Source organism: Chryseobacterium sp. R2ACT005, assembly GCF_049949215.1.
GTDB lineage: Bacteria > Bacteroidota > Bacteroidia > Flavobacteriales > Weeksellaceae > Chryseobacterium.
This window is the reverse complement of sequence record NZ_CP188192.1, coordinates 4,988,180-5,011,846: the sequence shown is the minus strand read 5'-3', so window position 1 is coordinate 5,011,846 and position 23,667 is coordinate 4,988,180. Positions and strand designations below refer to the sequence as shown.

The following is a 23,667-nucleotide window of genomic DNA, read 5'->3' as shown; positions in this document are numbered from 1 at the left end:
TCCTGATTTATTCAAACAAAAACGAAGTAAGCGGACTTGAGGCTTCAGCATGGTTGGCAATGGCTCCCAATCCTGATTCAAAAGCTCTTCTTCCGGCAATCACACCTTCTTTAAAAGCGACAGCCATATTAAGCGGATTTCTTGCAACGGCAATGGCTGTATTTACCAAAACGGCGTCTGCTCCCATTTCCATGGCCTTTGCTGCATCTGATGGCGCACCGATTCCAGCATCTACCACTACAGGAACATTACTCTGGCTGATAATTATTTCCAGAAAGTCCTGGGTTCTTAATCCTTTATTTGTTCCGATAGGTGCTCCCAAAGGCATTACCACAGCTGTTCCGGCATCTTCAAGACGTTTGCATAGAACAGGATCGGCATGAATATAAGGCATCACAATGAATCCCAGCCTGGCAAGTTCTTCGGTTGCATATAATGTTTCAATAGGGTCCGGCAATAAATATTTCGGATCCGGATGAATTTCCAGTTTTACCCAGTTTGTTTCCAGTGCTTCTCTGGCTAATTGTGCGGCTAATACTGCTTCTTTAGCTGTTCTGGCTCCGGAGGTATTAGGCAGAAGATGAACATTGTTTTCTCTTAATGAGTCAAGCAGATCATCTTCACTGGATTGTGCATCAATTCTTTTCAGTGCCATGGTCACCATATCCGTTTCTGATGCGATGACAGATTGTACCATATCTTTCAGACTTCCGAACTTTCCCGTTCCTAAAAACAGTCTTGATTCAAAAGTTCTTCCGGCTATTTCTAATTTCTGATTGTTCATATCATTACTTTGTTTAGTTCTTTAATAATGGTGGGCTGCTTTGTAATAAGTCCTGAAACGGAAACACCATAAATTCCGATTTCTTGTAAGGGTAAAATATCTTTAAGAGTAACACTTCCGATGGCAAATATTTTGGGAATATCTATTGATTTCTCTCTTAATCCATCAATGATATTCTGATACCCTTCAAATCCAAGAACAGGACTCAATTTTTCTTTGGTTATAGTAAACCTCAATGGACCTAAACCTATATAATCACAAGATTCATTAATTCTCTGGATGACATCTGAAAGGGTATTGGCAGTTCCACCAATAATTTTATTTTCTCCCAAAGTCTGTCTGGCTTCTTCAATAGACCGGTCATTCAAACCTAAATGAACTCCGTCAGCATCTATTTCTTTTGCCAGCTGTACATGGTCATTGATGATACAAACCGACTGATATTCTGAACAAAGCTGTTTTGAAATTTCACAAAGATTGATTAATTCATTTTCAGGAGCATTTTTCCATCTTACCTGCAGCCATTTGATCCCATTATCTAAAGCCTTACGGATATGAAGCTCCTGTTCCTGTTTTGTATTTCCCTGTGATATGTATTGTAATTTTTCCATGTTTATAATGAATGCGTTCCCAATAAAGAGGGATTGCTTTTTAAAAATTTTTCAATGTATAATTTCCCCTGTTTACAGGCTGTTTCCATGCTTTCGTCTTTGGCGAGTTCTGCTGTAATTGCTGATGATAAAACACAGCCTGAACCATGTTTAGGAAAATATATTTGATGGTCTTCGACTGGAACTAAAAGAGTTTCTTTTCCGTTTTCAACTAAAATATCCGTTCCTAAATGATCTTGTCTATGCCCTCCTTTGATCAGCAATGAGCATTGATTTGTATCTGGTAAAAGATTGTGTTCCTTTAAAACACTGTATTCATTATAATTAGGGGTTATTAAACACAGTTTATTAATAACCGTTTTTAATTGAGGAAGTGTTTTAAGATCAAAAAAAGTGAATTCGGAAGTGCTTTTCAGAACGGGATCCCAAACTATTTTTACTTCAGGATTGCTAATCTTTACCGTTTTTACAATTTCACCCAGAAATTCTGCATCCTTCACTATTCCGACTTTCACGGCTGAAACCGGATAATTTTCCATCAGTACCTGAATAGCATCAGTCACTTCTTTTACAGGACGCCATTCAAGACTAAGACATTTGGAGGCTGTTTGCAGTGTCAACGCTGTACATACTCCAAGTCCCATCACTTTCGATTGCTCAAAGGTTTTACTATCTGATAACAAGCCTGCTCCACCACTTGGATCAAAGCCTGCAACACTCATGACATAAGGGCGTTCCTGCATTTTTTGAATACTTTTAAAGGTTCTTCACTTTCCCAGATGGCACCTAATAAAGCTGCTCCATCTGCTTCTGTTTTGAAAACTTCCTGAACATTATCCTGATCAATTCCTCCAAGAGCAATTAATTTTACATCCGGATGGTTCCTATGTTTTATTTCATCTTTAATAGTAGAATCCAATCCATATCCTTTTTTGGAGATACTTGGAAAGAACGGGCTTATGAAAGCATATTCCCATTCTTTGTCCAAAGTATTATAGGTTGTGATATCATGTACTGAAGTTGAAATGGTATTTTCTTCTGCAAAAGGTTTATAAGTTTCTTCCTTTCGATCAATCTCTCTGAAATGAAATCTTGAAATGTTATATTCCTTCCCCAGATCGTAATGTGTATGTAGCACCAACTGTGAATGAAACGCTTCATCAATTTGGCTGATCAATTCAATCATTTCATCTCTGTTGATCCATGGTTTACGGATATGAAGCAGATCAAGTCCTTCCTTAAATAGCTGATTAATCACATCAGTTTCGTTCGGAACCATCAATTCAGGAGTGATTACCAGGATCATATATAGATTTCTTTCCCTTTTTCGATAAACTCCTGTGATTTGTCCAGCATTCCTTGTTCTGCAGATTCACGGATTTCCTGAGTAATTTTCATTGAGCAGAATTTTGGTCCGCACATAGAACAGAAATGGGCAATTTTCGCTCCTTCTGCCGGCAATGTTTCATCATGATAAGCTCTCGCAGTCTCTGGATCTAAAGAAAGGTTGAACTGATCTTCCCATCTGAATTCAAATCTGGCTTTACTTAATGCATTGTCCCTGTACTGAGCTCCCGGATGTCCTTTTGCTAAATCTGCTGCGTGTGCCGCCAATTTATAGGTTATTACACCAACTTTTACATCATCTTTGTTTGGAAGTCCTAAATGCTCCTTCGGCGTTACATAACAAAGCATCGCACAGCCAAACCATCCTATCATCGCTGCCCCGATTCCTGAAGTGATGTGATCATAGCCCGGCGCAATGTCAGTTGTCAGAGGACCTAAGGTATAGAATGGAGCTTCATGGCATTCTTCCAGCTGCTTTTCCATATTTTCTTTGATCATATGCATCGGAACGTGGCCAGGCCCTTCAATCATTACCTGTACGTTATGTTTCCATGCAATTTTTGTCAGTTCACCTAAAGTTTCCAGTTCGGCAAACTGAGCGGCATCATTAGCATCTGCAATAGATCCCGGACGAAGACCATCTCCAAGAGAGAAAGCAACATCGTACTTCTTCATAATCTCACAGATCTCCTCAAAATGAGTGTATAAGAAGCTTTCTTTATGATGGAATAAACACCATTTCGCCATAATTGAACCACCTCTGGAAACAATTCCGGTTACTCTTTTTGCTGTTAAATGAATATATCTCAACAAAACTCCTGCGTGGATCGTGAAGTAGGAAACTCCCTGTTCAGCCTGTTCAATCAGAGTGTCTCTGAAGATTTCCCATGTCAGATCTTCCGGAACGCCTTTTACTTTTTCCAGTGCCTGATAGATAGGAACGGTACCAATGGGAACCGGACTGTTTCTGATGATCCATTCTCTTGTTTCATGAATATTTTTCCCGGTTGAAAGATCCATAATGGTATCTGCTCCCCATCGGCAGGCCCATACCGCTTTTTCCACTTCTTCTTCAATACTGGATGAAACGGCACTGTTTCCAATATTAGCATTAATTTTCACCAGAAAGTTTCTTCCGATGATCATCGGTTCACTTTCCGGATGATTGATATTATTGGGAATAATGGCTCTTCCGGCAGCAATTTCGTCTCTTACAAACTCCGGAGTAATTTTGCTTTTGGGAGTATTTGCTCCAAAACTGTGTCCCGGATGCTGAAAAGCCATTTCTTTGGATACGGAATCCAGCTGTTCTATCCTTTGATTTTCTCTGATCGCCACATATTCCATTTCCGGAGTGATGATTCCTTGTTTTGCATAGTAAAGCTGGGTCAATTCTTTTCCCTCTTGCGCTACTTTAGGTTTATGATCGTAAGAAAATCTTAATTCATCAAGACGTGGATCTGCTAAACGGGCTTTTCCGTATTCAGACGTAATTCCGTCCAGGATATTCACATCATTTCTGTCCAGAATCCATTGTTCTCTGATTCTTGGAAGTCCTTTCTGAATGTCAATAACCGCATTTTCATCGGTATAAGGCCCTGAAGTATCGTAGATCGTTACCGGAGCATTATGTTCAAAGCCGCCATTGGTCAATTTGGTTGGGCTAAGCTGTATTTCACGCATTGCTACATTAATAGGGTGTACTGTTCCTTCAACGTAGATTTTCTTTGAGTTCGGAAATGGCGAACATGTAATGGAGTGAGCCATAAGTATTGGTATTAAATATGTGATTAACCGCCCTGAGTGGCAGTAATGATTAAAACTGAATCGTTGTTGTTGAGAATGGTTTCCGCCCAGGCCGACAGGGGAATAATACGGTTATTGAGGGCTACAGCGATGCCTTTTTTCTTTCCGGGCAGCTCAATAGCCAGTAATGCTTCCAGGTTTGCAGGAAGTACATCAAATGTTTTTCGGGTGTGGTTGATTATAAGTTCCATTCCTAATAATTTTAAATATACTTTAGGAATGGCCATTATTGTACAATAGAATGTACAGCAAAAGTCATCTACTTTTCCCTACGCTGGTATGATCCAGATCAGGTTCAAAGGGTAAAGTCTCAGTCTGTTGGTAACAGACACCCCTAAAGTTTGGGACGAAGTTAGACATTTTTTTAGAATGGGCAAAATCTTAAATGAACTCAAAGAAAAAGTCCACCTCAAAATTGAGACGGACTTTTATATTTTTTCTTTGATTGCTTTAGATCCCTTGCTATTCTTCACAAGCTCTCCAGATCGCATCATTCTGCGGAACTGGAGCTATGATTTCAATATTTTCCTTTGTAACAGGATGAATAAACTCCAGCTTTCTTGCGTGAAGATTAATTCCTCCATCCGGGTTAGAACGTGGTGCTCCATATTTCAGGTCTCCTTTAATCGGAATCCCTGTTTTAGACAACTGAGCCCTGATCTGGTGATGTCTTCCGGTTTCAAGGTCTATTTCCAACAACAAATAATTGTCTAATGTTTTGATAACATTATAAGTCAGAATCGCTTCTTTTGCCCCTTCGGTAGCTTTCGGAAAAACAATGGCTTTATTATTTTTTTCATTTTTCTTTAAATAATGTACCAGCCTTTGACTTTGCGGGATCATTTCTTTTCCTACAACCGCCCAATATGTTTTTTTCACTTCACGATTTTTTACCATCTGTGTAAGGCGTGAAAGCGCTTTGGAAGTTTTTGCATAGATCACCAGCCCTGAAGTTGGGCGGTCTATACGATGAACCAAGCCGAGAAAAACATTTCCCGGCTTAGCATCTCTTATTTTTATAAAATTCTTGATAGATTCTAATAGTGATTCATCTCCGGTTTTATCACCCTGTACAAGCTGACCCACCTTTTTATTAATCACCAGAAGATGGTTGTCTTCATATATAATCTGCTCCTTCATGCTTCTTCTCTCTATCTTCTTCTATTGGATAAAGACAGGATAATTCCCGCCAGAAGGCCTACTGTTTTAACGGCTGAAAGCTTTGAACCTTCCGGTATAAATGCTCCTAATACACAGATGGCAGCAGCAGCATACATTGCATAGACAAAGTTCTTATTGGTAAGCAGCGGAGCCTGAATAAAGAAACTCGCACCTATCAAAACATAAAAAACCTTCCTTGAAAGTAAATGGTTGATTTCCGGAGAAAATAAATTAAACCATCCTACAGCAAGGCAAACCAGTGCTGCAATAGATAATATCCCCTGAATAGATTGTTGATTCTGCATGGATTAATAGCTTTCGTTTTCGTTTGGAAATTCTACATTCTTCACATCTTTTACATACTGAGAAACAGCTCCTGTAATTTCTGTGTAAAGATCAAGATACCTTCTTAAGAATTTCGGACTGAAACCTTTGTTCATTCCTACCATATCATGATATACCAAAACCTGTCCGTCACAATCTGCTCCGGCACCGATTCCGATAGTAGGAATAGAAATGCTTTCAGTAACTTTCTTTGCTAATTCAGCAGGAATTTTCTCCAATACAACAGAAAAACAACCTAATTCTTCTAAAAGCTGCGCATCAGCAATCAGTTTTTCAGCTTCTGCCTCTTCTTTAGCTCTTACTTTATAAGTCCCGAATTTATAAATAGACTGTGGTGTTAATCCCAAATGTCCCATTACCGGAATTCCGGCGTTGATAATTTTTTTGATTGATTTGGAAATTTCCTTTCCGCCTTCAATTTTCACGGCATGCGCTCCACCTTCCTTCATCATTCTTACCGCAGATTCCAATGCTTTTTCAGGATTACTCTGATAAGTTCCGAAAGGTAAATCTGCTACCACCAAAGCTCTGTCGGTTCCTCTTACCACGCTTTGAGCATGATAGATCATTTGATCCAGCGTAATAGGCAATGTCGTTTCAAAACCAGCCATTACATTCGCTGCAGAGTCTCCAATTAAAATAGCATCTACTCCACCTGCATCTACCATCTTTGCTGTGGTAAAATCATAGGCTGTAAGCATTGTTATTTTTTCCTTGTCGAATTTCATTTTACGCAAGGTTTCAGTCGTAACTTTTTTAATTTCAGAGTGAACAGACATAATTTATCTATTTTTAAAAGTTAAAAAGTCGGCCTTCAGCCGACTTAAGTTTTTGTATGATTTATAAAACTACGTGACCGAGTTTCATGAGTTTATCGTGATTTAAGATCTTAATATTTCTTCCGTCTACTTCAATCAGGCTATCCTGTTTGAATTCTGAAATCAGACGGATGGCACTTTCTGTAGCAGTACCGATGATATTGGCAATTTCTTCTCTCGTCAATGAGATCTTGATGAACCCTTCAGGATCTACTCCCAGCTTCTGTTCCAAAAGCAGCAGTATTTCAGCCAATCTTTCTCTTACCGTTTTCTGGGCAAGGAAGGTAATGGTATTTGAAGATTCTCCTAATTCGTATGAGATTTTTTGAAGCATTACGAAAGACAGCTGTGGATCTACTTCCAGAAGATACATGAAAATATCTGCTGGTAAGAAAACACATTCAATATCTGTCATTGCTTCTGCTTTGGCCTGGAAATTCTCCCCGCAAAGCAAAGAACGATAGCCGATGATATCCCCTTCTTTGATAAATCTTAAAATTTGATCTTTCCCGAACGCTCCTGATTTCGAAAGTTTGGCAGCCCCTTTTTCCAAAACAAAAACTCCTTTTGGAGTTTCACCATCCTCGAAAATGGTATCGTGTTTCTGAAAACTCAGTTTCTTTTTGCCATTAATGTATTTTTCAAAATCTGCGCTAGAAAGTCTTTCTTTAAATGATTTATCATTAAAAACTCTGGCGAACCTCTCTTCAATTGCTATCTGTTGTTCCTGCGGCATTTTATATGATATTTATCACAAAAATAGAACTTTTTAACGCGATAAACAAAAAAATTTGTTATAATTTTGTAGTTCAATATTTTATGGGGTGAGCGAGAACTGTTTTCATTGTGGTCAAGGGATAGAAAAAGAGAGAATTTTATTTGATGAAAAGACTTTCTGTTGTAATGGATGTAAGTCTGTTTACGAAATTCTAAATTTAAATAATTTAAGCAATTTCTATGAGCTTAATAAAGGAGCGGGAATTCGTCCGAATGATGAAAATTCTACTCAATTTGACTACCTGGATACCCCGGAAATCTTTGAAAAAGTCACTGATTTTTCTGAAGGAAACACCAGTCTTGTCACATTCAAAATCCCAGTAATTCACTGTTCTTCATGTATTTGGTTATTAGAAAGTCTTCATACTTTAAATACCCACATCAAATATTCACAGGTCAACTTTACAAGAAAGACCCTACAGATTTCATTCAACCATAACGATCTGAAATTAAGCGAACTTGCTAAATTTTTAACCAATCTAGGATATAAGCCGGTTATCAGCCTTGAAACTGCTGATAAAAATGAAGATCATCTCGACAAATCTTTATTAGTAAAATTTGCCATTGCTGCCTTTGCTTTTGGTAACGGAATGTTTCTTGCTTTTCCTGAATATATCGGAGGTGAAGATTATTGGATGGAACATTATAAAGGCTTGTTCAGAACCTTGATATTCCTCCTGGCAACACCTGTTGTATTTTACTCAGCTTCAGATTACTATAAATCTGCATGGTATGGTTTAAAAAACAAGATTGTCAACATTGATGTTCCGATTGTCTTAGGAATTTTTGTTCTATACGGAAGAAGTATTTATGAAGTGGTAACAGATTATGGTCCGGGATATTTTGATACCCTTTGTGGCCTTTTATTCTTCATGCTTCTCGGGAAAATTTTCCAAAAAAGAACGTACAATGCTCTTTCTTATGACAGAGATTACAAATCTTTCTATCCGATTGCCGTAACGAAAGTTGATTTCGAAGGAAAACAGGATAATATTTTATTGTCTGAAATAAAAGTTGGTGATAGAATTCTGGTTAGAAATCAGGAAATCATTCCGGTAGATGCTATTCTGATCAACGGAGAAGGAAATATTGACAATAGTTTTATCACAGGGGAAAGCGAAAGTATCAGCAAACAGCCTGGAGATAAAATTTTCGCTGGAGGAAAACAGATTGGATCCTCTTTAGAACTTGAAGTGATTAAAAACGTAGATCAAAGTTATTTAACTCAGCTTTGGAATAAAGAAGCTTTTAAAAAACATGAAACAGGACTTGACACGTTAACAAATAACGTTAGTAAATATTTCACATTCATTATTTTAGGGATTGCTTTAGTCGCAGGAACTTATTGGTATTTTATTGACTTAAATAAAATGTTCCAGGTTATTTCAGCCATTCTGATCATTGCATGCCCTTGTGCTCTTGCATTGTCTGCACCGTTCACTTTCGGACACATTATGAGGATTTTAGGTCGAAATAAGTTTTATGTAAAAGATACTTTAACGATTGAAAAAATCGCGAAGCTTGACACCATTGTCTTTGATAAAACCGGAACGATTACGCACAGAAAAAAATCAAATATCAAATATGAAGGGCCAGAGATCAACGAATTTGATTCCCTGAATATTAAAACATTATTAAAGAATTCCAACCACCCGCTTTCAAAATCTTTGTATGAATTCATCGAAGTAAATGATGATTATTTCCCGGTAGAGAATTTTGTTGAAATTTCAGGAAAAGGATATGAGGCAAGCGTAAGGGGAACTCTTTATAAAATTGGGTCAGCCCGTTATAATAACCAGGAACCTAAAAACCTTGAAACAGCAGTTTATATCAGCAAAAATGGTGAATATTTAGGTAAATTTATCTTTAAGAACGAATACCGTCCGAAGCTGAAAGAACTTTTCACAAAATTAACCAACTACAAAATATTTATCCTGAGTGGAGATAACTCTTCAGAAGAGAACCAGCTTAAAGAGCTTATTCCAAATTACAAAGGAATGGCCTTTAATCAGAATCCGGAAGACAAACTGAATTACATTAAAACTCTTCAGGACCAGCACATGAAAGTAGCCATGCTTGGAGATGGTCTTAATGATGCTGGAGCTTTAAAACAAAGTAATGTAGGAATTGCAATTGCTGATGACACAAACAGTTTTACCCCATCCTCTGATGTAATTATGAACGGTGATAAAGTAGTTACATTAGACAATTACCTGAACGTTTGTAAAGGCTCTATCACCATTGTGAAAATGACATTTATAATCAGTTTTCTATACAATATCGTTGGTTTAAGTTACGCTGTTACAGGACATATGCATCCGCTCTTTGCAGCAATCATCATGCCAATCAGTTCTATCACGGTGGTTACTTTTACTACACTTTCAACCTGGATTTTAGGTCGTAAGTATTTCAAAAAACAGGCTTAAACGCCCTTATTTAGACTGATTTTAAATTAGCTGAAATCGTCATTTCGTGATGAAAGTCATTATTTTTCACTAAATTTGAACCCCGAAAATAGGTTAATTTTGTTGTCCAATGGATATTCTATATTTAATGATCCTCTGCAGTGTTTCTTTGGCTGCGATTTTCTTGGTCGTATTTATAGTGTATGCCCGAAAAGGACAGTTTGAAGATGATGAATCTCCGGCTGTCAGAATCCTTTTTGATGATGAAAAAATCAAAGAAAATGATGAGGCAGGCAACAAAGATAAAGACGAGAAAGAAATAGGAGAAAATAATAAAAATTGAGAAAAATAGTGAATAGTTGATATGGAAACACAGAAGTTTAGTTATGACAATAGTATTGTCCGTGCGTTCCTTTATGCGACCTTAGTTTTCGGTCTTATAGGGTTTACGTTCGGGCTTACGGCGGCATTAATGCTTTTCTACCCTGAATTACCTGAATTCTTTTTCGGGACAGATGACACAACCATTAAGAGTTTGGCATCGGGTAATATTCAAGGTTTAATAAACACTCATGGTGCATTTGGTTTTGGTAGAATCAGAATGCTGCACACCAACACCGTAATCTTTGCATTCGTTTGTAACATTGTTTACACGGGTATTTATTACTCATTACAGAGATTATTAAAAACAAGAATGTACAGTGACACATTGTCTTGGTTACATTTCTGGACTTGGCAGTTTATGATCGTTGCTACGTTCGTTACATTCTTTATGGGGATCAATACCTCTAAAGAATATGCTGAACACGAGTGGCCGATCGACATATTGATCGCATTCTCATGGATCATTTTTGGTATCAATATGTTCCTGACTATTTCAAAGAGAAGAGTGAGACACCTTTATGTAGCGATCTGGTTCTACATTGGTACATGGATTGCGGTAGCAATGCTTCACATCTTCAACAACCTTGAAGTACCTTTATCTTTCACAGGCTGGAAATCTTATTCAGCATATGCAGGGGTAAAAGATGCTATTGTACAGTGGTGGTATGGACACAATGCGGTTGCATTCGTATTGACGACTCCGGTTCTAGGTTTAATGTATTACTTCCTTCCGAAGGCTGCAGACAGACCGGTATTTTCTTATAAACTGTCTATTATTCACTTCTGGTCATTAATTTTCGTATATATCTGGGCTGGTCCTCACCACCTTCAGTATACAGCTCTTCCGGCTTGGGCTCAGGCGGTAGGAACAGGGTTCTCTATCATGCTTATTGCACCATCTTGGGGAGGTATGTTAAATGGTCTTCTTACGTTAAGAGGAGCTTGGGATAAAGTAAGAGAAAATCCTATCCTTAAGTTCTTCGTTGTAGCTGTTACTTGTTATGGTATGGCAACGTTTGAAGGGCCGCTTTTGGCAACTAAAAACATCAACAAAATTGGTCACTTTACAGACTGGGTTATCGGTCACGTACACTTAGGAGCTCTTGGATGGAATGGTTTCATGGCATTCGGGGTTATCTATTATTTGGTACCCATTATGTGGAGAACAAAACTTTGGTCTGTAAAATTAGCTAACTGGCATTTCTGGTTAGGTACTTTAGGAATCATTTTCTATGCAGTTCCAATGTATATTTCAGGATTCACACAAGGATTAATGTGGAAGCAATTCAACCCGGACGGTACATTATTATGGAAAAACTGGTTGGATACAGTAACGGCAATTATTCCTTACTTCAAAATGAGATTCGTAGGAGGTTTATTCTATATCTCAGGATCTATCCTAATGATTGTAAACGTAATTGCTACGGTAAGAAAAGGATCATTCCAGAAAGAAGTTCCTGCTGAAGCTCCTGCATTAGCAAACATCAGCAAGAACAGAAAAGAAGGAGAAGGTACTCACCTTTGGCTGGAAAGAACTCCGGTATTATTAGGTATTTTATCTTTCATCACAATATCTATTGGTAGTTCAATTGAAATCATCCCTACGCTGTCTCTTAAGAAAAGTGTACCTACGATTTCAGCGGTAAAACCATATTCACCACTTGAACTTGAAGGTAGAGATATTTATATCCGTGAAGGATGTAATGCTTGTCACTCTCAGATGATCAGACCGTTCAGAGATGAGATTACAAGGTTCAACGGTAAAAACGGACAATACTCCAAAGCTGGAGAATTTGTATACGACAGACCGTTCCTATGGGGTTCTAAGAGAACAGGACCGGATTTACATAGAGAAGGTGGTAAAAACCCAAGTTCTTGGCACTACAAGCACATGTATAACCCAAGATCTACTTCCGCAGGTTCTATCATGCCTCGTTACCCTTGGTTAATTGCTACTGACTTAGACAGAACTAAGATGGTAGACAAAATGAAGCTGATGAAAAATGTGTTCGATGTACCTTATTCTAAGGCTGAAATTGATTCTGCAGATAAATGGGCAAACAACCAATCAGCAAAAATTGTAAAAGATATCTTCTCAGAAGCAAATGACCTTAAGCAGGCTTATGCTAAGAGACCTCAGGGAGAATTAGAGAAAAAAGAAATTGTAGCTCTTATTTCTTATCTTCAGAGATTAGGAACAGATATTAAAACAACTGAAATCAAAACAGCAAGTAATAACTAAAAAACATTAAAAGGCTCATATTATGATTCCTCAGAACTTTAAAGATATATTATCCAATACAGAAAATGCTGGCTTCTACCAGACACTGGCTCTGATTTTCTTTATGCTGTTCTTCGTTGCTTTGGTAATTTATGTTTTTAGCAGGCCTAAAAAATATTACAAAGAAGAAGAAGAGGCTCCTCTTGGGGATGAAGAAGATGACGATTTTAATTTAAAAAATTAAACTATTTTTTATGAAACAAAGAACACCTGTTGTTATAAACATCTTAATAATAATTGGACTTTTAATAGTTTTTTATTATTTATTTGTACAGAGCTACGCGTTCCTTTCTTCACCTTACTTCTGGGGAACTGTTGTGATCGCTGGTATCCTTGCCTATATCCATGGTGCAATTGGAGATCTGATTGAAAACAACAAATTCAAAAAATTATCTCCGGAGGAAAAAGCAGCTTATTTAGCTGAAAAGAAAGTTCCTTTCTTAAAAAGAATGTATTTGGCTGCATTCAAAAAGCAATCAGAAACTGAAGAAAAAGATATCCTTATTGACCACGGTTTCGATGGAATCATGGAGCTGGATAACCAGTTACCGAAATGGTGGGTAGGTTTATTCTATTTTGGGACTGCTTTTTGTATTGTATATATTGCTGCATACTCTTTCACAGACTTCGCTCACCCGTTAAGCGAATATGAAAAAGAATATAAAGAACAGTTGGCAAGTATTGAAGAATACCAAAAAACCCAGCCTCCTGTAACAATAGAAACAGCAAAATACTCCGCTGATAATATTGCAGAAGGTAAAGAATTATTTAAAACAAACTGTGCATCTTGTCACAAAGAAGACGGTAGTGGAGGTATCGGACCAAACCTTACTGATAACTACTGGATCAACCAGCCTGAGAAGACATTATTTAAAAATGTATTCCATATGGACTGGAATGGTTCTCCTACTAACCCTGCGATGAGAGCATTCGGTAAAAACGGAGAAGTTTCAGGTGCAGAAATTGAAAAGATTGCAGCGTATGTATATCACATCAATCAGGAACAACCACCAGTGACTCCAGCTCAAGGAGGAGCAGCTCCTCAAGGAACTGAAGCACATTGGGAAAAAGAATAATTTAAAAAATTAGAAACATATGAAAAAAACATAATTTGTTATTAGATTAAAATAGTAACGAATTATGTTTTTTCTTTTTTAAAACCTATTACAAATGTCAGACATAGAAGAAATAGAAGTACGCGGCGGACAGGGACAGGTTCTGGACCCTGAAACTTACAGAGATTCTATAGGGACAATGGAGCAATCCGGAAAAAGAAGATGGGTATTCCCAAGAAAGCCTAAAGGGAAATATACCAACTATAGAAACATTGTAAGCTATTTATTATTAATTATTTATTTTTCATTACCATTCATCAAAATCAATGGTAATCCATTATTATTGTTCAATGTCATAGACAGAGAATTTTTCATCTTTGGACAGCCTTTCTATCCACAAGACTTTTTTATCCTTACTTTAGGTGCTATTGCCTCTTTAATCTTTATTATTGTTTTTACGATTGCGTTCGGAAGAATTTTCTGCGGGTGGATTTGCCCTCAGACAATTTTTATGGAATCGATCTTCCGTAAAATAGAATATCTGATTGAAGGTGACAGAAACAAGCAGATGAAGCTGGACAGACAAGAGTGGAACAGTGAAAAGATCTGGAAAAGAAGTTTAAAATGGACTGTTTATATCATTATTTCATTGGTGATCACCCACTTTATGTTCATGTACATCGTAGGATATGAAGAGGTATTTAAAATCATTGGTGAAGGACCATTTGCACATCCTACCAATTTTATCGTAATGATTCTTCTTACTGCTGCATTTTACTTTGTATTTGCATGGTTCAGAGAGCAGGTCTGTACATTGGTATGCCCATATGGAAGACTTCAGGGAGTATTAATTGATAAAGATACGATCAACGTTTTCTATGACTTCAAAAGAGGAGAAAACAGATCAAAATGGAGAAAAGGCGAAGACCGTAAGGCTGCAGGCAAAGGAGATTGTATAGACTGCCACCAATGTGTAGTGGTATGCCCTACCGGGATTGACATCCGAGACGGACAGCAGTTGGAATGTATAAACTGTACAGCATGTATTGATGCCTGTGATGAAGTGATGGAAAAAGTAGGGCTTCCAAAAGGACTGATCCGATATGCTTCTGAAAACGAAATTGAAAAACAGACCCAATTTAAGTTTACAGGAAGAATGAAAGGATTTGCTGTATTCCTATTCCTTCTTGTAGGATTCTTAGGGTACCTTCTGTACAGCCGCGGCGAGATGGAGGCTAAATTCATCAAACCGGCAGGAAGTACATTCTTTGTAAAAGAGGGTAAAATTACCAATACCTATAATTATACTTTCCTTAATAAAACGAACGACAAAAAAATCGTTACCATCAAAGTAATGGAGCCGGCACATGGTGAAATCACGTACAGTGCATCCAGTAAGATCCAGGTAGACCGGGATAAAATTTCTAAAGGGACCATTAATATCAGCTTCCCGGAAGATGAAATGAAACTATCCAAACAGAATATTACCATTGGCGTTTACGATATGAAAGGAAAACTGATTGATTCATATCAGACTTATTTTGAAGGGCCATTCAAACTGCAATTTTAATTAGAAAAAAATGAAGAACTTTAGTTGGGGACACGGTGTTGTAATTGCATTATTTGCATTCATAGTTTTTATATTATCTATGTTATTTCTTTTTCCAAACGGACAGAAGAACTCTGAAATGGTAACAGATAATTATTATGAAGAGGAGTTGAAATATCAGGATGTCATTGATGCCAAGAAAAAAGCAGACGAATTACCGGAAAAACCTGCATACAGCCAGGATCCTAAGGGAATTAAAATTACTTTTCCAAAAGATTACAACAACTCAAATACTACGGTAAAATTTGTTTTAAACAGAACCGACGACCAGAATTTAGATATCAAAAAATCTGTACAGCTTGATGCCAGCCAGTCTTTCATTATCCCTTCACAGGTATTGAAAATGGGTAACTATACACTAAGACTGAGTTGGACAACAAATAAAACAGACTACAGAATGGATTATGATGTGATATGGAAATAGGACTTATTGTATCGGCTATTGCTTTAGGCTTTGCTTCCGGTTTTCACTGTATCGGAATGTGTGGTCCTATTGCCCTGTCGATGGGATTAACCAAAAAGCAGGCAGCCAACTTCTACCTTCAGAACCTTACCTATCAATTCGGGAGAATATTCACCTATTCATTATTGGGTGCACTTCTTGGAATTATCGGGCAAGGATTTGAAATGGCAGGCTTTCAGAAATATCTTACTATTACAGCAGGTGTTCTTCTGATTATCATGGCTGTATTTTCCTTTGGTGGAAAAGATTTTGCCTCAAAGATTCCTTTCCTCTCCAAATTTCTGTATACTGTAAAAATGAATCTGGGAAGACTACTTCAGAAAGCGGACTACCGATCAAGATTTACCACGGGGCTTCTTAATGGCTTTTTACCGTGTGGAATGGTTTACATGGCGCTTACAGCAAGTCTTGCAGGCGGAGGAATATGGCAGGGAGCTTTATATATGGCTTTATTTGGATTGGGAACCCTTCCGTTCATGTTTGCCATTGTTTTGGCTGGAAATCTCATGAATCAGGCATTCAGGGTAAAGGTTTTGAAAGCCGTTCCTGTAATTATGATCATTTTAGGAGGATTATTCATTCTAAGAGGTCTTGAGTTGGGAATTCCATATGTTTCCCCGAAAGCAGAAGCAATGACAATCTCTAAAGATCCAAACGGAGCTGTCAACTGCCATTAATCAGTATTTACAATATACCATGAAGAAAACCATTGCCTTATTTCTGATAAGCCTTTTTATGCTGCAATCCTGCAGTGTCAATTCTGAAATTATCTATCATAAAGATGCAGCTTCCACTTCTGTTACTGATATCGATACGAGAGAGTTCATGTCAGAAATGATGGCCATGACACCGGATTCGTTAAAGCAGAAAGAATTTGGAGAAATGGATAGGCTTCCAACCGCCTGGACAAGTATGTACGATGTTGCCAAAAAGGAAGGCAAATTGAAAACCGAAAATCCGGATTCAATCAGGATCATGAAAAAGATCTTCATGAAGTCTACGAAAGAAGATAACACACTTGCAGGGTTTTCTTTTAAAATGGAACATTTTGCTCCGGAAGATTATCAGGCTTTGAAAAACTTTACAAAAACTGAAAAAATCCCTCTGGATCAAAATATTTACAATAATTGGAACGGAAAAACCCTGACGATTGATACCGAAAACTTTAATCTTAAAAGTATTGAAGAGGCTATTCGCTCCAAAAGCTCAAAGGAAGAAACTGAGAAGATGGCCGGAATGATGATTATGTTTTTCAAAAAGATCGGTACTACTTTAAAGTTTGAAAATCCCATAAAATCAATGACAGGGAAGCATGACTGGATAAAGCAGATCGATGATCATTCAATAAGAATAGAATATGATCTGAAAGCCATTTATGATAAGGATAAAAAACTTAAAAACGCAGATAAAAAGATTATCATCGTTACAGAATAAAGCAAAACCCACCGGATTCCGGTGGGTTTTATTGTATACTAAATTAACTGATTAGTTTAGTTGATTATTTCAAATCTTGCATATTCTGCAATCTTCTTAGGAAGTTTGATTCCTTCCGCTGTCTGGTTATTCTCAAGCAATGCCGCCATAATTCTTGGCAATGCCATTGCAGATCCGTTCAGGGTATGAACCAATTGAGATTTACCATCTCCTTTGTAACGGCATTTCAATCTGTTCGCCTGGAACGTTTCAAAATTAGAAACAGAACTTACTTCCAGCCACATTTCCTGAGCAGCACTCCATACTTCGAAATCATAGGTCATTGCAGATGCAAAACCAGTATCCCCTCCGCAAAGTCTTAATACTCTGAACGGAAGCTCAAGATCTGTAAGGATTTCTTTGATATGCTCTACCATTTCTTCCAAAACAGCATAAGAATTTTCAGGCTTTTCAATTCTTACAATTTCTACTTTTTCAAACTGATGAAGACGGTTCAAGCCTCTTACGTGAGCTCCGTAGCTTCCTGCTTCTCTTCTGTAGCATTGAGAGAATGCCGTATTTTTGATGGGAAGATCTTTCTCATCAAGCAATACATCACGGTAAAGGTTCGTTACAGGAACTTCTGCTGTAGGAATCAGGTACAATTTATCTTCATTGATATAATACATCTGCCCTTCTTTATCAGGTAACTGCCCGGTTCCAAATCCAGATGCTTCATTGACTACGTGAGGAGGATTCACTTCTGTATATCCTTTCTCTACGTTTTTATCTAAGAAATACTGAACCAAAGCTCTCTGTAATCTTGCTCCTTTTCCTAAATAAACAGGGAATCCTGCTCCTGCAATTTTAACCCCTAATTCAAAATCAATAAGATTATATTTTTTTGCAAGTTCCCAGTGAGGAATAGCTCCTTCACCAAGACCTTCTACCGGATGAGATTGAAAAATCATTTCATTATCATCAGCAGAAGCTCCGCTTTTTACCAATTCATTTGGAATGTTTGGAAGCTGGTACAGGACATTCAGTAAGTCGTTTTCCTTAACTTCTAACTGGGACTTCAATTCTGAGCTCGACTCTTTGTATTGTGCTGTTTTAGATTTTGCAGATTCCGCTTCTTCTTTTTTCCCTTCTTTCATCAAAAGCCCGATTTCTTTCGAAATTTTGTTGATTTCCGATAATTGGGAATCTAGTTCAAACTGGATTCTTTTTCTTTCGTCGTCGGCAGCGATAGCCTCGTCTACCAACTCAAGATTTTTGAATTGTCTTTTCTTAAGACCTTCTAAAACGCGTTCTTTATTGTCGCGCAAAAAATTGACTTGTAACATTTTATTTAGATGTTAAATATTAGATGTTTAGCTTATAATAAGCTAACAATTGTACAAATTTAAAAATTATTTTGTGATAGTCACGGTATTTATCGAAGTTGGCGCATCAGCATCTTTTGAAAACACAGGAACTCTGTTATACAAAACTTTTGAAACCTGGAATACCGTTGGTGTATTGCGATACTGAACCTCCAAAGTATCAATCACATTATCACTTACATTAGTACTTTTTGTATATGTAATCTGCATTCTGGAATAGTAAGAATTCCCAGTCCCCGGATTATCAGGGCTTATAGAATCCAGTTTTCTTCTTTTTGCCCCTGCCAGATACTCCATGTAGAACAATGAATCCGTTGTCATTCTTAACGAAATACTTACCGGAGAAATATCTTTTGTTCCAAAAATATCGTTTACAGAAAATCCGGTATAAGATCCGGTTTTTTTATTGTTCAGCAGATCCTGTCCAGCGCTGTTTTTCACATAGATATTAAGTAACTGATCTATTCTCTGCAAAGAATCATCATCACTTTTACAACTTACAAGTGCAAAAACCACAATAAGTATGCCCCAAAAATATTTCATCATAAATACAAAGGTAAAATATTAATCTTTAGGCTGCTTCTTTATTTTTCAAAATATTTCTGATACCACAGTTCAAAAGTAACCAGCTGCCAGATTTTCACCCAGTCATACTCTTGCTTTTGGTGATTCCACCATTCATCAATCACTGCAGCGTTAAAAAAATTTCTCTTTTTTAAGCTATTAAGATTTTCAACAATGAAATCCCTTACTCTTTTTTCATTTTTAATGAAATAATAAACCGGAAAAGAAAATCCTTTCTTAGGCATATTCAAAACTGATTCAGGAAGATATTTTTCAGCTGTTTTACGCAGTAATGGTTTGTTCTGAATTCCATTAAATCTAATATGTTCAGGCAGTGAAGCTACATAATTGATCAAACTGTTGCTCAGGTAAGGATACCGAAATTCCACACTGTATTTCATCGCACTCAGATCATCCCTGAATACATGATGGGAAGACAGAGAATATTTCATATCGTATTCAAAATACCCGGAATAGTTCTTTCTTTCAGAAGCGTGGTATTTTGAGAGCTTTACATCAATTTTAGCATAAATATCTGGTTGGATGAGAGCTTTGGCTTCAAGAGGCATCATACTGATCTGGCTCTGTCTGAAAAAATCAAAAATATCATCCTGGGAGAAGTAGTTTTTTACCCGTTGTGAAAATTTGTCTTTTGTAAAAATAAAAGGTCTTATAAAATTAAAATTCCTCATCAACAGCCATCTATTCAGCTTCAAGGTATGAGAATAGCCGGCAAAGAGCTCATCGGCACCATTTCCGCTTAATACCACTTTTAAATCTTTATCATGTGCATATTTCGCCGCATTGATCAAGACTTCAAAACTGCTGTAAGGTTCTTCAAAATGCTGAATATTTTCTTTAAGATGCTCCAGTGCTTCATCATCATTCACTTCTTTTATTTCATGCAACACACCAAAATGTCTGGCAGCCAGCGATGCATTTTTCACTTCTTCTTCAGAAAACGGGTAGGAGATGGTATATGTATTGATATCAGGATCAAAAGGTTTTGATTTTGAAGCAATTAATGTAGAATCTATTCCACCACTCATCATCAATGCTACGGGAACATCCGCATATAATTGTTCTGATATACTTTCAGAAAGAAGTTCATCTATTTTTCTTACGGCTTCTTCTTCCGAAACACCTTTCACAGAAGGAGAAGGCAGTGTCCAGAATTTTTCTTTGGTAATTTTTTGATCTGCTAAATCAATGGTCATAAAAGAAGCAGGTTCCAGGGATAAAATATCCTGAAAGCAGGTTTCCGGAGCCAATGTCGTTTGAAAAAGAAAATTGGTATATACTCCATTCCAGTTGATTTCAGGTTTTACAAATTCATTTTTCAACAACGCTTTTATTTCCGAAGCCCAAACCAATCCTTCCTCACTTTGATGGTAAAAGAGCGGCTTCATCCCTACTCTGTCTCTTGCCAGTATCAATTTTTTATTGATAAGATCAACAATACAGATCGCAAACATTCCATCCAGCTTTACAAAGGTTGAATTTCCCCATTCCTGATACCCCTTAAGGATAACTTCAGTATCGGAGTTACTTCGGAAAGAATGACCTAAAGCCTCAAGCTCTATTCTTAATTTTTTAAAATTATAAATCTCACCATTAAAAGTAACAATGATCTGCTCATTCTCTGAAAGCATCGGCTGATGGCCTTTTTCAGAAAGATCGATAATGGATAATCTGCGGAAACCCAAGGCAATCTCGGAACTTCTTTCCTGTAAAACCGAAAACTGTTCTTTAATTTTCGGGGTAGAATCATTTCCTGAAAAAGAAATTCCCTGGTCATAATCATACAGCCAGAATCCTTCATCATCCGGTCCACGATGTTTGATCACCTGATTCATTTCCAGAATATTTGTAGAGGAAATACTTTTATGAAATGAATAATAACCGCTGATTCCGCACATAATATGACTTAATAGAATTGTAAAAATAGGAAAATGACTTTGTTTTCTGCACCTTAACAAAATAAATTATTTCTTCAAAAACTTTTCTTTTAAAAGCTGAATTTCCTCTTTTGAGACTATGTAATCTTTCAAACTGAATGTAGTAGAACTATAAAATTTCCGGAACAGCAGGAAGGCTGAAACCAAATATGATGATGTAGTGGCAAGACAAGCGCCCAAAATTCCCCATCTGGGTATTGCAATGAAAGAAAATACCACCGTAACAACCAATCCGACTATTGATTTTACATTGAGAATCTTTAACTCCCTCATTCCTGAGAAGTAATGCCCTACCATATCACTTACAGCAATGGCAAAAATACCCGGAGATAAGAGAAGCATGATTTCTTTGGTATGTCTGAATTCTCTTCCAAAAATAATTTCATAGATCTGTGACGGGATGATAATGATTCCCAGTACAAAACCTATCATCAGAATAAACGTCAGTTTTAAAGAATCCTTGGTTTTCCCTACCGATTCTTTCCTGCTTTTACTATTAACCACATCTGAATATAAAACCACGGCAATACTGCGGGTAATCGTCCATATAGCTTCAGAAAAAGTAACTCCGATAGAAAAGATTCCTACACTGGCAATGCCTTCAAAATATTCCAGGAAATAAAAGGAAAGTCTATAGTTCAGAAATTGAACAAAAGCGCTCAGCTGGGTTTTCCAGCCGTATTCAAACATATTCCTGGCAACATCTTTACTGAATGATATTTCAGAAAGATTGCATTTTTTGATGATCTGAAAAAAGCTGGTTAGAAAAAGAAGTGCCAGACACCCGATTTGTGCAAGAAAGTATACTGAAACATCTTTTTTACCAAACAGGTACACCAATATTCCGATAAAGATAATATGGACAAGTTGCTGTAAAACAGTATAAACATTAAACTTCCTAATATCCTGTGTTCCAATAAACAAACTAATATTGGTAGATAACAGTGAAGAAAAAACGGATATTCCGATAAGATACAAAAGATATTCGCTCTGAATAGAAGCCAGGCTGAATAAAAAAGGAATTAAAAGCCCTGTTAGGAGAGACCATAGATAGGCAAATAATAACACTTTTTCTATTTTAAACCTTGAAGCGAAATAGGAAGCACTGCTTCCTGAAAAGATACTGCTGAAAAAACTCACTGCAGCGGCATTGGCAACCACAATAGAAATGGTTCCCTTTCCTTCGCTGCCCCACATATTCGTAGAATAGATTACCAGTCCGAAACTCAGGATCAGAATAAGAAAACGTGAGACAAAAGTTTTAATAATAGTCAGCTGCATAGCAATTATTTATCAATAGATCTTTTCACAAAATCAACAAAAGACTCTTTTATCGTGCTCCAATTATATTTTTCTTCAAATTCTTTCCGGGCATTGAGAGCATACAAATCATAAAGCTCCGGGTTTCTTATATAATTGAGGATAACTTCTGAAATAGCATCAGTATTGTGTGGATCTACCAAACTGCCAAATGAAAGCGAACCCATATTTTTTCGGATTCCTTTCAAGTTTGAATAGATCACCGGTTTTCCTGCTCCCATAAAGTAAAACAATTTTATCGGCAATGAGTAGTTGTTTTCAAAATTGATTTCCCGAAGGTCAAAACATATATCTGCTGCTGCAAATGCTTCTGTAAACCGTTCAAAAGTCACAGGTTTTCTAAGCTCAACAGTATTAAAAGAATATTTCTTCAGTAATGCTGAAAAATAAAGTTCATCATTTTTTTCAACCGTCGCTCCGATAATCAGAATCTTAATGTGAAGTGTTGGTAATTTTTGCCTGAGCTTATCTACTGCATTGAAAAAATTCTCAATGCCTTTATCTTTAGAAATCTGGCCTGTGTAACAGAGCGTAATTGCATCCGCATCAAGCTGTTTTATACTTTCTTTGATATAAAAAGAATCCGGATAATAAGGAAGAATCATTTGTTTTTTGAAGCCAAAAAAATAGGCCAGCGGAAATTTTTTGGTAGTTTCACCAAATATAAAATGAGTGCTTAAAAACCCTGCATATAACTGAATAAGAGAAAATTTTACTGCCTTAATAATTTTAGTTGGAAAACGGTATTTCTGAAGCATTGACATCGAAGGATACCATTCTGTAACATCATAGATACAGCTTGCATTATATTCTTTTACAAATTTCTTTGAAGCCACCACAGCAAGAGGTTCGGAACAAATGATAGTCTGGGGTTGAAAATTGTCACAAACCTTACGGAATGTTTCCATTTTCTTTTCTATACTTTCTTCCAGAACGGCATAGGATTCTATTTCAATTCCATCAATAGTACCTTTATAATCAGCGTACAAACTGCATATTTTCACTTCATACCCATTATCTCTAAGAGCCTTTGCCTGATGATAAAAAATACGGTCATCATTATAGCTGTGGGATGTCGTTAAAAAAAGTACTTTAGGCATTAGTCTTACTCGAATCTATACAAAGATACATTAAAACAAAAAAGTGAGAAACAGGTTCTCACTTTATGATTATTCAGCTGT

24 protein-coding genes and 1 riboswitch are annotated in these 23,667 nt (G+C 37.0%); of the genes, 9 read left to right on the top strand and 15 right to left on the bottom strand.

Translation table 11 applies throughout. The features are described from left to right. Positions 1–7: 7 nt before the first annotated feature. The 10 genes from ACPF63_RS23025 to ACPF63_RS22980 all read right to left on the bottom strand — a co-directional run bounded on the left by ACPF63_RS23025 (position 8) and on the right by ACPF63_RS22980 (position 7,608). Positions 8–784, bottom strand: a complete 777-nt coding sequence (locus tag ACPF63_RS23025; RefSeq protein WP_426481448.1) for a thiazole synthase — start codon at positions 782–784, stop codon at positions 8–10. Continuing rightward, the gene (locus tag ACPF63_RS23020; RefSeq protein WP_426481447.1) at positions 781–1,395 is read right to left on the bottom strand and encodes a thiamine phosphate synthase; all 615 of its coding nucleotides are present in this window, start codon (positions 1,393–1,395) and stop codon (positions 781–783) included. The genes ACPF63_RS23025 and ACPF63_RS23020 overlap by 4 nt, the downstream gene beginning before the upstream one ends. A gap of 2 nt (positions 1,396–1,397) precedes the next feature. Next, positions 1,398–2,138, bottom strand: a complete 741-nt coding sequence (locus tag ACPF63_RS23015; protein WP_426481446.1) for a hydroxymethylpyrimidine/phosphomethylpyrimidine kinase — start codon at positions 2,136–2,138, stop codon at positions 1,398–1,400. Then, positions 2,114–2,701, bottom strand: coding sequence for a thiamine phosphate synthase (locus ACPF63_RS23010; RefSeq protein ID WP_426481445.1), 588 nt, complete (start codon positions 2,699–2,701; stop codon positions 2,114–2,116). The genes ACPF63_RS23015 and ACPF63_RS23010 overlap by 25 nt, the downstream gene beginning before the upstream one ends. Then, positions 2,698–4,509 carry a phosphomethylpyrimidine synthase ThiC gene (gene thiC, locus ACPF63_RS23005; protein ID WP_426481444.1) on the bottom strand — a complete coding sequence of 604 codons (1,812 nt, stop codon included), beginning with the start codon at positions 4,507–4,509 and terminating at the stop codon, positions 2,698–2,700. The genes ACPF63_RS23010 and thiC overlap by 4 nt, the downstream gene beginning before the upstream one ends. A 23-nt stretch (positions 4,510–4,532) precedes the next feature. Next, a complete protein-coding gene (gene thiS / locus ACPF63_RS23000) occupies positions 4,533–4,739 on the bottom strand; it encodes a sulfur carrier protein ThiS (RefSeq protein WP_077419579.1) in 207 nt (68 codons plus the stop codon). 58 nt (positions 4,740–4,797) lie between these two features. Continuing rightward, a riboswitch (TPP riboswitch) is annotated at positions 4,798–4,894 on the bottom strand. Positions 4,895–5,010: 116 nt separating this feature from the next. Next, positions 5,011–5,688, bottom strand: coding sequence for an RluA family pseudouridine synthase (locus ACPF63_RS22995; protein ID WP_077419486.1), 678 nt, complete (start codon positions 5,686–5,688; stop codon positions 5,011–5,013). 11 nt (positions 5,689–5,699) lie between these two features. Beyond that, entirely contained in the window at positions 5,700–6,014 is a 315-nt protein-coding gene (locus ACPF63_RS22990) for a hypothetical protein (protein ID WP_426481443.1), read from the bottom strand. A 3-nt stretch (positions 6,015–6,017) separates the two neighbouring features. Next, complete coding sequence (panB, locus tag ACPF63_RS22985) at positions 6,018–6,833, bottom strand: 3-methyl-2-oxobutanoate hydroxymethyltransferase (protein WP_047381678.1); 816 nt, start codon at positions 6,831–6,833, stop codon at positions 6,018–6,020. Positions 6,834–6,894: 61 nt separating this feature from the next. Continuing rightward, the gene (locus tag ACPF63_RS22980; RefSeq protein WP_034692595.1) at positions 6,895–7,608 is read right to left on the bottom strand and encodes a Crp/Fnr family transcriptional regulator; all 714 of its coding nucleotides are present in this window, start codon (positions 7,606–7,608) and stop codon (positions 6,895–6,897) included. A gap of 88 nt (positions 7,609–7,696) precedes the next feature. On the opposite strand from ACPF63_RS22980, the gene ACPF63_RS22975 reads away from it, so the two are divergent. The 9 genes from ACPF63_RS22975 (at position 7,697) to ACPF63_RS22935 (ending at position 17,280) form a co-directional block, all read left to right on the top strand. Beyond that, positions 7,697–10,075, top strand: a complete 2,379-nt coding sequence (locus ACPF63_RS22975; RefSeq protein WP_426481442.1) for a heavy metal translocating P-type ATPase — start codon at positions 7,697–7,699, stop codon at positions 10,073–10,075. Between the two features lie 109 nt (positions 10,076–10,184). Then, positions 10,185–10,397 carry a cbb3-type cytochrome oxidase assembly protein CcoS gene (gene ccoS, locus ACPF63_RS22970; RefSeq protein ID WP_047377334.1) on the top strand — a complete coding sequence of 71 codons (213 nt, stop codon included), beginning with the start codon at positions 10,185–10,187 and terminating at the stop codon, positions 10,395–10,397. A 21-nt stretch (positions 10,398–10,418) separates the two neighbouring features. Further along, entirely contained in the window at positions 10,419–12,680 is a 2,262-nt protein-coding gene (gene ccoN / locus ACPF63_RS22965) for a cytochrome-c oxidase, cbb3-type subunit I (RefSeq protein WP_047377333.1), read from the top strand. Between the two features lie 22 nt (positions 12,681–12,702). Next, a complete protein-coding gene (locus ACPF63_RS22960) occupies positions 12,703–12,903 on the top strand; it encodes a cbb3-type cytochrome oxidase subunit 3 (RefSeq protein WP_077419481.1) in 201 nt (66 codons plus the stop codon). 10 nt (positions 12,904–12,913) lie between these two features. Beyond that, positions 12,914–13,795 carry a cbb3-type cytochrome c oxidase N-terminal domain-containing protein gene (locus ACPF63_RS22955; RefSeq protein ID WP_047381687.1) on the top strand — a complete coding sequence of 294 codons (882 nt, stop codon included), beginning with the start codon at positions 12,914–12,916 and terminating at the stop codon, positions 13,793–13,795. 94 nt (positions 13,796–13,889) lie between these two features. Continuing rightward, positions 13,890–15,344 carry a cytochrome c oxidase accessory protein CcoG gene (gene ccoG, locus ACPF63_RS22950; protein WP_426481441.1) on the top strand — a complete coding sequence of 485 codons (1,455 nt, stop codon included), beginning with the start codon at positions 13,890–13,892 and terminating at the stop codon, positions 15,342–15,344. A 10-nt stretch (positions 15,345–15,354) separates the two neighbouring features. Further along, positions 15,355–15,807, top strand: coding sequence for a FixH family protein (locus tag ACPF63_RS22945; RefSeq protein ID WP_047381691.1), 453 nt, complete (start codon positions 15,355–15,357; stop codon positions 15,805–15,807). Continuing rightward, positions 15,798–16,523 (top strand): sulfite exporter TauE/SafE family protein, encoded by a 726-nt coding sequence (locus ACPF63_RS22940; RefSeq protein WP_077419478.1) that lies wholly within the window; start codon positions 15,798–15,800, stop codon positions 16,521–16,523. Before ACPF63_RS22945 ends, ACPF63_RS22940 begins: the two co-directional genes overlap by 10 nt. 19 nt (positions 16,524–16,542) lie before the next feature. Continuing rightward, positions 16,543–17,280 carry a hypothetical protein gene (locus ACPF63_RS22935; RefSeq protein WP_426481440.1) on the top strand — a complete coding sequence of 246 codons (738 nt, stop codon included), beginning with the start codon at positions 16,543–16,545 and terminating at the stop codon, positions 17,278–17,280. 56 nt (positions 17,281–17,336) lie between these two features. Here ACPF63_RS22935 and serS read toward each other — a convergent pair whose 3' ends face one another. The 5 genes from serS to ACPF63_RS22910 all read right to left on the bottom strand — a co-directional run bounded on the left by serS (position 17,337) and on the right by ACPF63_RS22910 (position 23,586). Continuing rightward, a complete protein-coding gene (gene serS / locus ACPF63_RS22930; protein WP_219071905.1) occupies positions 17,337–18,605 on the bottom strand; it encodes a serine--tRNA ligase in 1,269 nt (422 codons plus the stop codon). 66 nt (positions 18,606–18,671) lie between these two features. Then, positions 18,672–19,190, bottom strand: coding sequence for a hypothetical protein (locus ACPF63_RS22925; protein ID WP_077419475.1), 519 nt, complete (start codon positions 19,188–19,190; stop codon positions 18,672–18,674). 38 nt (positions 19,191–19,228) lie between these two features. Continuing rightward, on the bottom strand, positions 19,229–21,127 hold the full coding sequence (gene asnB, locus ACPF63_RS22920) for an asparagine synthase (glutamine-hydrolyzing) (protein ID WP_426481439.1): 1,899 nt from the start codon (positions 21,125–21,127) through the stop codon (positions 19,229–19,231). Between the two features lie 66 nt (positions 21,128–21,193). Then, a complete protein-coding gene (locus ACPF63_RS22915) occupies positions 21,194–22,447 on the bottom strand; it encodes a polysaccharide biosynthesis C-terminal domain-containing protein (protein WP_426481438.1) in 1,254 nt (417 codons plus the stop codon). A 5-nt stretch (positions 22,448–22,452) separates the two neighbouring features. Beyond that, the gene (locus tag ACPF63_RS22910; protein WP_426481437.1) at positions 22,453–23,586 is read right to left on the bottom strand and encodes a glycosyltransferase; all 1,134 of its coding nucleotides are present in this window, start codon (positions 23,584–23,586) and stop codon (positions 22,453–22,455) included. Between the last annotated feature and the right edge of the window lie 81 nt (positions 23,587–23,667).